Origin of the sequence: Pseudoalteromonas sp. MMG024, from assembly GCF_021654175.1 — a bacterium.
In the GTDB taxonomy this organism is placed as follows: Bacteria; Pseudomonadota; Gammaproteobacteria; order Enterobacterales; family Alteromonadaceae; genus Pseudoalteromonas.
The window spans coordinates 39,811-50,158 of the sequence record NZ_JAKFZO010000028.1; the positions used below are offsets into that span (position 1 = coordinate 39,811).

Consider the following 10,348-nt stretch of genomic DNA (forward strand, 5'->3'; position numbering starts at 1 on the left):
ATTAAAGTTGTACAGAGGGGGCTTGTCGTATACTGGTTTTTTCTAGCTCTAACACGCTGGCATCATTTTTGTGGCCAAATTTAGCTGCAACTAAGTTGTTTGGAAAGCTTTGTTTGTAGGTGTTATATTGCATAACTTCATCGTTATAGGCCTGGCGCGCAAAGGCTATTTTATTTTCTGTTGAAACCAGCTCTTCATGTAAATCTTTTACCGTTTCGTTGGCTTTTAATTCAGGGTAATCCTCAATAGTAATCTGTAAACCTGACAGGGCCTGCGTTAAGGTGTTTTCAGCGTTAGCTAATTGTTTAATCAGTGCGCCATTGTTTGGAGCTTGTTTTGCCTGCTCTAAACAACTTAACGCGGCATTTCGCGCTTTGGTGACTTGCTCTAGCGTACTGCTTTCATGTTTTAAGTAAGCTTGGCAGGTGTTGACTAAATTTGGGATTAAGTCATGACGTCGGTGTAGCTGCACATCAATTTGTGCAAAAGCGTTAATCACGTAATTGCGATACTTAACGAGTGTATTAAATATCACAATAACAAACACTGCTAATAACGCGAGTATAAGTAATAAAATACCAATAGTTGAGAAGAAGTTATCAATTACACTGGTCATTAAATTTCCTTGAGAAATGTCTCTAAATTGTCAACACAATGGCTAAAAGCGCTAAAAAATTCAACTATTTTGCTATCATATCGGCAATTACCCAAATTTAATACGAGAACAATATGGCAGATGACACGCTAGCGACAGAAAATATAGATATCCCAGTGTTTTTTTTGGCGCCTGAGATGCCTATTACACAAGACGCAGAGCCTGCGTTTTTTGTTTCAGTGGCACTTACCGAAATGGTAATGGCTGAAATGTGCCAAAAAATTACCGATGAAGAAACACATACGGTATTTCTAACTGATTACGCGTTTAACGACGTAACAGCAGATTGGCAGCGTGCAGTGACAAATATTGAATCAGTGCAATTGCACCTTAGAAAAGGCCCGCAATTAGCGGTGATGGTTTGCAGCGAAAGCGAGCAACAGTTTATTTCACCATGGTTGGAATTTGCACCTGAGTTTGATTTAGGACTTGATGACGAGGACGTTGAGTAAATGAAAAAGTTCGTTGTTTTATTTTTCATAATTGTGGTTTCTGGCTGTACAGCTTTGGCGGTCAATAACTGGCATAACAAATATGGTAAACCTGAAGTAAAACAACGAATAGTTGCACATCATAGCAGTGATGGGCAATTTTATCAGAGTGCGGTAAAACCCGTATTAGAAAGCCGTTGTGTGGTGTGTCATGGCTGTTATGATGCGCCTTGCCAATTAAAGTTAACATCGGCAGCTGGTATTGATCGCGGTATTAGCAAAGAACTTGTTTACGATGGTACGCGATTAGTCGCAGCAAAGCCGCACCGATTATTTATTGATGCCGATTCAACGTCTGAATGGCGAGAACTTGGTTTTTCACCGGTTTTAAACGAATACCCCGAGTCACCTGCGAACAACCTTGCAGCAAGTTTGCTCTACAATACATTACTTGTTAAAAAATCAAACCCGTTGCCACAAGTGGCGCAGCTTGGTGATGAATACGATTTTTCGCTAGATAGAACGGCGACCTGTGCCAGTATTGAAAGCTACCAGCAAGTCGCTGAGCATCAACCATCACTGGGAATGCCTTATGGTTTTCCTGCCATTGATGATAGCGAATTTAACGTGCTGCAGCATTGGTTAATGCAGGGCGCAAAAATGACCAATTTAGCGCCGGTGGACCAATTCACTGCGCAGCAGGTTGAAAAGTGGGAAGCATTTTTAAACCAAGCACCTGCTAAGCATCAACTTATGGCGCGCTATATTTATGAGCACTGGTTTTTAACAAATATTTATTTCAGTAACGCTAAAGAGCAGCATTTTTATAAGCTGGTGCGTTCGAAAACACCACCGGGCGAACCAATTGATGTAATTGCAACACGCAGGCCATTTGATGAGCCAAATGTTGCGCGCGTGTATTATCGCTTACAGCGCAATCAAGCCAGCATATTGGCGAAAAACCATATTCCATTAGCACTAAATAACAAAGAGCTAGCGCGACTACATCAGCTGTTTATTGCAACCGATTATACCGTGTCGGAATTGCCTAGCTACGCAATAGATGTCGCCTCAAACCCATTTAAAAGCTTTGCTCAGATCCCGACCGAAGTGAAGTACCAATTTTTACTCGACCATTCACAAACGATTATTATGGGCTTTATTAAAGGACCGGTTTGTCGTGGCCAAGTGGCGCTAAATGTAATTAATGATCACTTTTGGGTGGCATTTGTTGAACCAAAACGTGTTGCCAATGCCAATATGGATGAGTTTTTTCATCAAGTAGATGATTTATTGGCAATGCCGGCAGAAGAACAAAGTAATGCGCTGCCAATTAGCAGTTGGGTTAAATATGCCAGACTACAAGCTAAGTTTTTAGCGCGCAAAACAGCTAAAATGAATGAGTCGTTTGCTGGTGGCAAAGAGCTTGATATGTCGCTGCTTTGGCAAGGTGAAGGGCATAATGATAATGCCGCACTGACTATTTTCCGCCATTTTGATAGTGCCACTGTAGTTAAAGGGCTGGTTGGGCAAACGCCAAAAACCATGTGGGTACTTGATTACAGCTTATTTGAACGCATTCATTATTTGCTGGTGGCTGGGTTTGATGTGTACGGTAACGTTGGGCACCAGTTGGTAACACGCCTATATATGGATTTTTTACGAATGGAAGGAGAGCAAAATTTCTTAGCGTTTTTGCCGTTAGAAGAGCGTAAAAGGTTACGTAATCATTGGTATCGAAAAGCACCCAAAAATTTAGTTGAACATTTAGAGTCTAATGCGCAGTTTAATCAAGAAACAGGCATTAAATATCAAACTAATACGCCAAAAACAGAACTTTATAGCAATATTAAACAGCATTTGTCTGCGGTGTTAAATACGCGCCATGAGCTGGCAAGCGATGCAATTAGCCAAGCACTAGGAGAACTTAACTGGCTGCCAAATGATGCAGTGCAGCAACTCGCACAAATTTCGTTTATTATAGTTAAACAGCAGGGCCAGCATAAAGCTTATAGTCTGTTACATCATAATGCGCACTTTAATATTTCCAGTTTGCTTAACGAAGATGCGCAGCGAGCACCGGGCGAAGATACTGTAAGCTTAGTGAATGGTTTTATTGGTGATTACCCAGCGGTGCTGTTTTATCTTGAGCAGCATCAGGTGGATGAGTTTGTCGCGCAATTTGGTAAGGTGAAAACGGAACAAGACTACATTCAGTTAAAAACCCAGTTCGCGATTAGGCGTACGCATCCCGAGTTTTGGCGTTACAGCGACATTCTGCATAAAACAGCCAAACAGAATTTACAAATCGAATACGGAATCTTTGATTACAATCGTTTTGAGAACAAATAGTTAATTAGTTCGCTTGGTTTTATCTTTGTGAAACTGATGTAAACAGCATGCTAACACTTGATTTGTTCCTAAAAAATTTGGCAAAATCCTATAGTTCGTACTAGTTGAGAATAACAATGAAGATTTTACTAGCGATAAGCATTCTTTTATTACCTTTTTTTGCCCAAGCTGGGAAAGTTCAGCGAAAGTGTTACAGTTCTGATGGCACCGTTAAGTTCACAACACGTCGTTGTGGACCAGGTGAACGCGAAGAAATTGTTAATAGTGGTCAGTCACTCACACAGTTTGCTCAAAAAGCCAGCAATAACGTGAGCACTTTAGGTTCGGGATTAGATAATTCTGATCTGACTTATTTTTTAACGCAAAACTACTCACAAACTGCGTGGAGTGAAAATATTGTGCGCAGTTATCTTGAGCCTGAGCAGGCGGTTGTTGTGGTTGATACCTTCCGTATCTATAAACTAGAGGAAATTTGTCAAGCCACGATGCAGTGGATTGACCGTTACCCGCACTCTCGTTTTGATTTGTCATCAATGCGCCTTGAATTTAATACGGGTGAAACCTTTGATGCGCGTTATGTGAAGAAATCACAGTGTGATTTTGAGCTGAGACAGTAATCGCTTTTTGATACACTACGCCCAATTTAATTTTAGAGAAAGATTATGTCTGCCAATGTAAACAAAATTTGCACTATGCTAGAAATGCAAAACGCGATGAATACTAAAGTCCATGCCGAATGGTTTAATCAGGGATTTGAATGGTATCGTGCGATTTGGGTTGAGTGTGCTGAAATGCTAGACCACCTTTAGTCAATTGACTTTTTACTAAAAAGTGAGTGTTTTTTTTGTTTTCCTGATTTTGTTGATTTGTAGAGCTACTTATTAGCTAATACCACTCATTTTTTACCCACTCATTTTTTTGATGCTTCACTGCCTAAATCAAACTATTATATTCACTAGATTCTAGTGATTAAATTCAGAATAAACGAGATACTAATGAAAAGTGTAGAAGTAAAAATTTTAGACCCTAAAATTGGAAAAGAAATACCATTACCAGCGTATGCGACGGACGGTTCTGCGGGAGTAGATTTAAGAGCGTGTATTGATGAAGCAATTACACTTGAGCCAGGTCAAACAGAGCTTATTCCAACAGGAATAGCTATCCATATGCAAGATAAAAATTTGGCAGCAACGATTTTACCTCGCTCTGGTCTGGGACATAAGCATGGTATCGTATTAGGCAACTTAGTTGGTTTGATCGATTCTGACTATCAGGGACAATTGTTTATTTCTGTTTGGAATAGAGGTGAAACTACTTTTCAGATAGAGTCTGGTGACCGAATCGCTCAACTAGTCTTCTTACCTGTTGTTCAAGCACAATTTGAAGTAGTTAGCGAATTTACCGAGAGTGAACGTGGTGAAGGCGGCTTTGGGCATTCTGGAATTAAATAAATAAGAAATGCTCAAGGTCATTTTGATAACCTTGAGCATTAATGAACCAGTAATAGTTTCATGAAAAACTGTAATTGGTTCTATGTTTAATTTAGTGTTCGCTACCCAATAAGCAACGCTCTTACATTTACTCCCTTTCTCTTTGGTACACTTCATTTATCAACTCTAATGCTAATGATGGAGCTAGCGTGATAATTCATTTCACTAAGAAATTTGAGTACCTTCAATCTATATTGGCCTCCTCTTCATTCAAAGTAATGTATTGCGGTGAGTATTTCGGCGATAAAACTGGCAAGGTAATTTCTAGAGCCGCACACCCAATGGTGTCATTTAGTGAATATCCTGATAAAGAACTTCATTCAAAATATGTCACATATGGGGGCTACGGCATCGCTCTCGAAAAAGAATGGGCCACTAGAAATGGGTTGAGTCCAGTCAGCTATGTAGAGAAGAACTCGCCTGCCGCACAAGGTCTCGTTGCCTTATTAAAAGCTCGTCAGAGTCATTTAATACCCAGTTCCTTGCGTTTACCTATTATTCAATTGAAGTGCTTCACAAAGCATGTTTATGGTTACAACAGCTATTTCAAAAAGCATGAATTTGATTTCAAGGCAGAAAATGAGTGGAGATTCGTTCCAACTCGAAAGCAAATAGGTGGGAACCGAATATCAGAAAACTTTTCAACGTACGATAAGAACCGTGATAAATACAATAAACGGCTAGAGAAGTACCCCTTGCGATTCGAGTTATCTGATATAACTTTTGTTTATGTAGAATCGGAAATAGAGCGGCAGAATGTTATCTCTGATTTTGCTCTTGAAGAATCCAAGGTCAAAATACGACCTTGGAAAGAGAAAAATAGGAACCTGAGTAAGTAGATTAGTTTGTTGTGTCTATAAAAGTTTAGCTAACTAGTTCACGCCTCTCTCAGGTTTAATTGAGTTGCTGAATGAATCAAGTAGCTCGGCCATGCTAATTCTTTTTATGATGCTTTTTTCATTGCTGGCGTAGAGAATTTCACAAAGTGCTATTTCAGTGAATGAAGAATATTGATTTTCACCATGTATTGCGAGTTTGTAGCATGAGCCTGAAGTTTGCTGCCATATCCAGTATTTAGAACAATCCGATAGTCTAGGTCGTTCATAAGAACCGGAGCTTAGTCGCCATGAATCCCCATCTAAATAGCCGCCACGCCAACTCGCAAATATTTTAAAAAAGACATCATATTCATTAGTGAATTTTAAAATCACCCAACCGTGTGGCATATGAATCATAAAAACTCCATTTTTAAAATGCTTCTGCACTATACAGGTCGAGCTTCTTCATTGATTGCTCTGAGATGATCAGTTGTTCGAAGCCATCAATTTCAAGCTCCTTATGATTTAACTGACCAAAGATCCCCATGACTTTATCGGTTGAAATTGCTATTTCACTTGGTGGCATATCATTAAACGGCGTTAGGCTTTCATCAGCATTAATGATTACATCACCAATACTGATAGTTGGTTTATTAGCGCTAATTATAGTATGACTGCCAGTATCATAAATGTCGTCTCCTTCATTTAAAACAGGTGCTTCAGCTATGATTTCTTCATCCATTTGAGCAAACTTAACTTTTGCTAATTCATCGGGGATGTCTTGCGCCACACGATAAGCATACTCAACAAGTTTTGGCTCTGCTGGGATAAATAGAATTGCCTGCTGGTTTGGAGCATCAGTAATACGCAGTATACGCCCCATTACTTGGCGGTAATTCATCTCTGTTTTCACATTTGAAAGATAACAACACACCTGAAGGCGCGGAATGTTAGTGCCTTCTGATATCATTCCAACACTGATGATCCATTTCTGCTGGTTATATCTGAAAGATCTAATGAGGCCATTTCCATTGCTTTCATCACTCGTAACAACAACAGCATTTTCTCCAATCGTCTGCTTCAAAATTAGCTGTATTTGCCAAGCATGAGCAATGGATGAGGCAACGATTAACCCTCCTGCTTCTTTATTAATGCAGCGAAGCTCATTGAGCTTGCGACTAGAGTGGATTAATAGTTGCTCTATCACGCTTGTATTCGTCACAATCTCAGAATATGGAATAATTGATAGTGACAGCAGGTCTATAAAACTTGTGAAGTGACTCGTTTCATCACCCTCTACTACTGTAATCTGATCATTATCTAGTGCGACTACTTGAGGTATGCGGCATACATTGTCAGCAATAGCTTGTTTTAAGCCATATACATAATCGCATTGTATTTGCCCTGACTCATTACAGTAATCAGCCAGTGCTATAGGAAGTGCATCTGAGCGCCACGGTGTGCCAGTTAGAGCGATTGTGTAAGCCGCTTTTTGTTTAATCATTGATATGATTGGCTTACCCCAAGCGTTAGCATCTTTCATATTTGATCCTGCGCAATGATGGATCTCATCGAAGATCACAAACACGCGATACTTTTCAAATAAGCGCCAGACCTTATTATCTAGTGTGCCAAGTGCCTGATAAGTGAATGAATTGCCCAATGCACCAATAGTACCGTCAAAATGGGTTTCAAATTGTTCGCTTAATGCTTCACTAAAGTCATGGGCAACGATTGAGGAGGGAGAAAAACTAAGTACAAGATCAATATCACCCTTGTCATACAGTAGTTTAGCCAATACAGAGGCCATCACGGTTTTGCCAGCACCAGGAGTAGCAAGGGCTAAAAAGTGCTTATGAGATTTATATTTAGAAATTGCAGAGTGAATACACTCTGACTGCCAACTTCTTAGTTTCATTTATTAGTTCTCTTTTGTGGATTTAATAAGTTCGTTTAAAACTGAAACCTTTCCTTTTAGGATGTGATTTTTTTCTTGAACTGCCATGTAGCGCTCTTTTAAATCGTCATGTTGTTCAGGGTATAAATCTTTCAGTGCGACATATTCTTTTACCGCACCTAAGCCTTCTAGTAACGCGGAGTTGTATTGATTTAACCGTTGATTAAGCATTTGGGAGTAACTGACAGGTGTACTAGAGCCAGCCTCTTCATACGGCATTGCCGATACCATTTCTTTTAAGATTGCATGGTCAAACAAGTCGCTTTTAGCGTAACGAGTAACCCCTTTCTTCTTAGTTGTGCTTCTTATTAACCAGCCCCTTCTGGTTAATTTTAGAAGCTCCTCATAAACAAAACGGCGAGATATCGTTGGGTTAAGTTCTACATCCTGCTTTATTGCGATATATGCCGTTCTAATTTCAGTTGCAGTGAAGTGATTGATGTTGGGCATAGACAAAATTTGGATGACAGTTTTGTCTAGTTCGAATTTTTCCATGCATAAACCTCAAAAAATATAATAAAAACACCTTAAGTATGCATATATGCATTATTTAGGATTATATGCAATCGTGTAAATCAACGCAATGTGGGATATTTAGTCTTTTGTGTCTGAGACAATCTAATGGACGATTTTGCGAAAAAATTAGGTAAAAATATCAAGATGATGAGAGTCTTCAAAGATAAAAGCCAAGCAGAGTTATCATTTGATTCAGGTTTAGATCAGAGCTATTTAAGCCGAGTTGAGAAAGGAGCAGTTAACGTTACTGTAATTAAATTATGCTGTATCGCTAAGGCTCTTGGATGTAACTTAGCTGAATTAGTACCTGATGTTGATGATATAAAAACACTATAACTCGTCTGACTATTTACAGCTAAAATATGTAAGTCCTTTTCTCAAAAAAACTTGTCTCTAGTATTAAAATCAAGGATTTAATAATTTTTAACTTGATGTAATTTAAGTTGGCAATAAGTCAAAATTTTTCAAGTTAACTTAGCTTCATCGTTTATGTTTTTAGTTTTGTTATTCGTATCAGAAAACTAATGTATGAGTCCCTTTCTCATAAAAAGGTCCAACACATAATGTGCTACCTTCTAGTTCATCAGCAATCATCGATGTGGTAAAAATAAGCTGAAAATCATTCTTAATTGTATGTGAAAGCTCGACTATTTTTTCTTGGAAGTTTTGGCTCCGTTCTTTTTGCATTCCTTTATCTTCTATATTGTCCATTAGCAACAAGTTTGGAAGCCTAGAGTATATATCGTCAACAGCATGTGCAAAAATTGCGAAACGGATACTGTTCTTCATAACAACCATTGAACTCGCAGAATATTTACTTCTACCATTGACGAACATTTTATCTTTTGCGAAGTCAAAGGTTACTTCATCAGGATCTTTAAAGGCTTCTTCATATCCACCATCAAGTTTAAGAAGCTCAATTGAGTTGGATTCTATAGAGCTATAAACATCAATATAACGATTTTCTTGAAGAACTGATATTTCATCTAATTGGGTTTGAAGCTTTGAAACTTTCGCTATTGCTTTAGTTTTTTTAGCCTTTAACGTCTCAACTCTGTTAACTTGTTCCCGTTTTTCTTCCAATGATAATATTTGACTTCGACAAAAACCTATCTCTGAAGAGATATCTAATAATTTGGCCTCTCTATCATCAGAGGATGTGTTAATTTCCTTAAGTTCTGTTTTCGCTGATAAAAGTACCTGTTTTGCTTTAGGTAGAGCAGCATCAATTTTGTTTACATCCGATAGAAATGTTTCAATGATCTTTTTACTTTCTTTTATTTGGAAGTTTAGTTCATTCAATAGTTGTGAATATGCGAAATCCTTATCACCATTTTGGTTTGGTGATTTGCATAGGCCACAGATATCATCATGGACCACAATTGGCTCTAAGCATGAAGGGCAATACTCGAAGGATACTTGGCCTAGAGTCGAATAAGCTAATTGTGATTCAGACAATGCATCTTTGCGCTCTTCCAGAGAGGTTAAAAATAAAGAAGTTTCGTTTATTTCAACTTGTAGCTCTCTTTTTTCTGCCTCATAAGCTGATATTTGATCACTAGCTTTATCTATATTTTGGATTAGAGTTTTTACTTTTTTAGTAATCTCTTCAGAAACTTCTTCTGAAGTTGCTGATTTGGTTTCAATGCGAGATTTTTCAAGTTTAACGATAGCTTTTTGTATCTCCGCTATTTCGTTATTTAGTGAAACTTCATTAATCAAGCTATCATCGTGTCCAAACATTCGATAAATTGCAGTGAGTTCTCCATTTATTTTTTCAAATTCTTTATTAGCTTGAATAAGTTCTTGTCTCAAGTTAAAGGCTTCGAGAGCATCTATACCTAAAAGGTATTCACCTATTGCCCTTCTAGTTGTGACATTATCGAATTTTTGTTCTTCTTTTAATAACTTGGTTGTCGAAGAAAGCTGGTCTACATATATCAGGCGCATGATTTGATGCATAGTTAAGTTTTTATCATCGTCCGTTTTGTGCCTGGGCAGGTTTAATAGTTCAAAAATTTGCTGTGAGTAACTATGTGTCTCACTATTTCTTCGCATAGGAAACTTTTGCCACCCCTCACTAGAGTTTAATGCTTTATTCATTTCGCCATCGAAAAACTGAACTCTTT

11 protein-coding genes and 1 pseudogene are annotated in these 10,348 nt (G+C 38.4%); 7 read left to right on the forward strand and 5 right to left on the reverse strand.

Going from position 1 to position 10,348, the window contains the following annotated elements:
• Position 1: 1 nt before the first annotated feature.
• Positions 2–616, reverse strand: a complete 615-nt coding sequence (locus L1068_RS19525) for a LemA family protein (RefSeq protein WP_010562197.1) — start codon at positions 614–616, stop codon at positions 2–4.
• A gap of 113 nt (positions 617–729) precedes the next feature.
• Between L1068_RS19525 and L1068_RS19530 the strand changes: the two genes are divergently transcribed.
• The 6 genes and pseudogenes from L1068_RS19530 to L1068_RS19555 all read left to right on the forward strand — a co-directional run bounded on the left by L1068_RS19530 (position 730) and on the right by L1068_RS19555 (position 5,767).
• Positions 730–1,107 (forward strand): hypothetical protein, encoded by a 378-nt coding sequence (locus L1068_RS19530; protein WP_237131567.1) that lies wholly within the window; start codon positions 730–732, stop codon positions 1,105–1,107.
• A complete protein-coding gene (locus L1068_RS19535; RefSeq protein WP_237131568.1) occupies positions 1,108–3,438 on the forward strand; it encodes a fatty acid cis/trans isomerase in 2,331 nt (776 codons plus the stop codon).
• Positions 3,439–3,554: 116 nt separating this feature from the next.
• Positions 3,555–4,055, forward strand: coding sequence for a hypothetical protein (locus L1068_RS19540; RefSeq protein WP_010562194.1), 501 nt, complete (start codon positions 3,555–3,557; stop codon positions 4,053–4,055).
• Positions 4,056–4,100: 45 nt separating this feature from the next.
• Positions 4,101–4,241, forward strand: a pseudogene (locus tag L1068_RS19545) (dUTP diphosphatase); the annotation flags it as partial.
• A 192-nt stretch (positions 4,242–4,433) separates the two neighbouring features.
• On the forward strand, positions 4,434–4,889 hold the full coding sequence (gene dut / locus L1068_RS19550) for a dUTP diphosphatase (RefSeq protein ID WP_237131569.1): 456 nt from the start codon (positions 4,434–4,436) through the stop codon (positions 4,887–4,889).
• A 188-nt stretch (positions 4,890–5,077) separates the two neighbouring features.
• The gene (locus L1068_RS19555; RefSeq protein ID WP_237131570.1) at positions 5,078–5,767 is read left to right on the forward strand and encodes an abortive infection system antitoxin AbiGi family protein; all 690 of its coding nucleotides are present in this window, start codon (positions 5,078–5,080) and stop codon (positions 5,765–5,767) included.
• Positions 5,768–5,800: 33 nt separating this feature from the next.
• On the opposite strand, the gene L1068_RS19560 is transcribed toward L1068_RS19555, so the two are convergent.
• The 3 genes from L1068_RS19560 to L1068_RS19570 are packed head-to-tail and all read right to left on the reverse strand — an operon-like array spanning position 5,801 to position 8,198.
• A complete protein-coding gene (locus L1068_RS19560) occupies positions 5,801–6,163 on the reverse strand; it encodes a hypothetical protein (RefSeq protein WP_237131571.1) in 363 nt (120 codons plus the stop codon).
• A gap of 13 nt (positions 6,164–6,176) precedes the next feature.
• Complete coding sequence (locus tag L1068_RS19565) at positions 6,177–7,664, reverse strand: DEAD/DEAH box helicase family protein (RefSeq protein ID WP_237131572.1); 1,488 nt, start codon at positions 7,662–7,664, stop codon at positions 6,177–6,179.
• A 3-nt stretch (positions 7,665–7,667) separates the two neighbouring features.
• Positions 7,668–8,198 (reverse strand): hypothetical protein, encoded by a 531-nt coding sequence (locus L1068_RS19570; protein WP_237131573.1) that lies wholly within the window; start codon positions 8,196–8,198, stop codon positions 7,668–7,670.
• A 126-nt stretch (positions 8,199–8,324) separates the two neighbouring features.
• Between L1068_RS19570 and L1068_RS19575 the strand changes: the two genes are divergently transcribed.
• Positions 8,325–8,555, forward strand: a complete 231-nt coding sequence (locus tag L1068_RS19575) for a helix-turn-helix transcriptional regulator (RefSeq protein WP_237131574.1) — start codon at positions 8,325–8,327, stop codon at positions 8,553–8,555.
• 177 nt (positions 8,556–8,732) lie between these two features.
• Here L1068_RS19575 and L1068_RS19580 read toward each other — a convergent pair.
• The coding region (locus L1068_RS19580) for a hypothetical protein (RefSeq protein WP_237131575.1) at positions 8,733–10,348 on the reverse strand (1,616 nt) is incomplete at its 5' end.

What these genes read in the sequence shown, in the direction of transcription:
- dut (WP_237131569.1), top strand. Translation starts at nt 4,434, where the DNA reads ATGAAAAGTGTAGAAGTAAAAATTTTAGACCCTAAAATTGGAAAAGAA.
- L1068_RS19535 (WP_237131568.1), top strand. Translation starts at nt 1,108, where the DNA reads ATGAAAAAGTTCGTTGTTTTATTTTTCATAATTGTGGTTTCTGGCTGT.
- L1068_RS19540 (WP_010562194.1), top strand. Translation starts at nt 3,555, where the DNA reads ATGAAGATTTTACTAGCGATAAGCATTCTTTTATTACCTTTTTTTGCC.
- L1068_RS19525 (WP_010562197.1), bottom strand. Translation starts at nt 616, where the DNA reads ATGACCAGTGTAATTGATAACTTCTTCTCAACTATTGGTATTTTATTA.
- L1068_RS19570 (WP_237131573.1), bottom strand. Translation starts at nt 8,198, where the DNA reads ATGGAAAAATTCGAACTAGACAAAACTGTCATCCAAATTTTGTCTATG.
- L1068_RS19565 (WP_237131572.1), bottom strand. Translation starts at nt 7,664, where the DNA reads ATGAAACTAAGAAGTTGGCAGTCAGAGTGTATTCACTCTGCAATTTCT.
- L1068_RS19575 (WP_237131574.1), top strand. Translation starts at nt 8,325, where the DNA reads ATGGACGATTTTGCGAAAAAATTAGGTAAAAATATCAAGATGATGAGA.
- L1068_RS19530 (WP_237131567.1), top strand. Translation starts at nt 730, where the DNA reads ATGGCAGATGACACGCTAGCGACAGAAAATATAGATATCCCAGTGTTT.
- L1068_RS19560 (WP_237131571.1), bottom strand. Translation starts at nt 6,163, where the DNA reads ATGATTCATATGCCACACGGTTGGGTGATTTTAAAATTCACTAATGAA.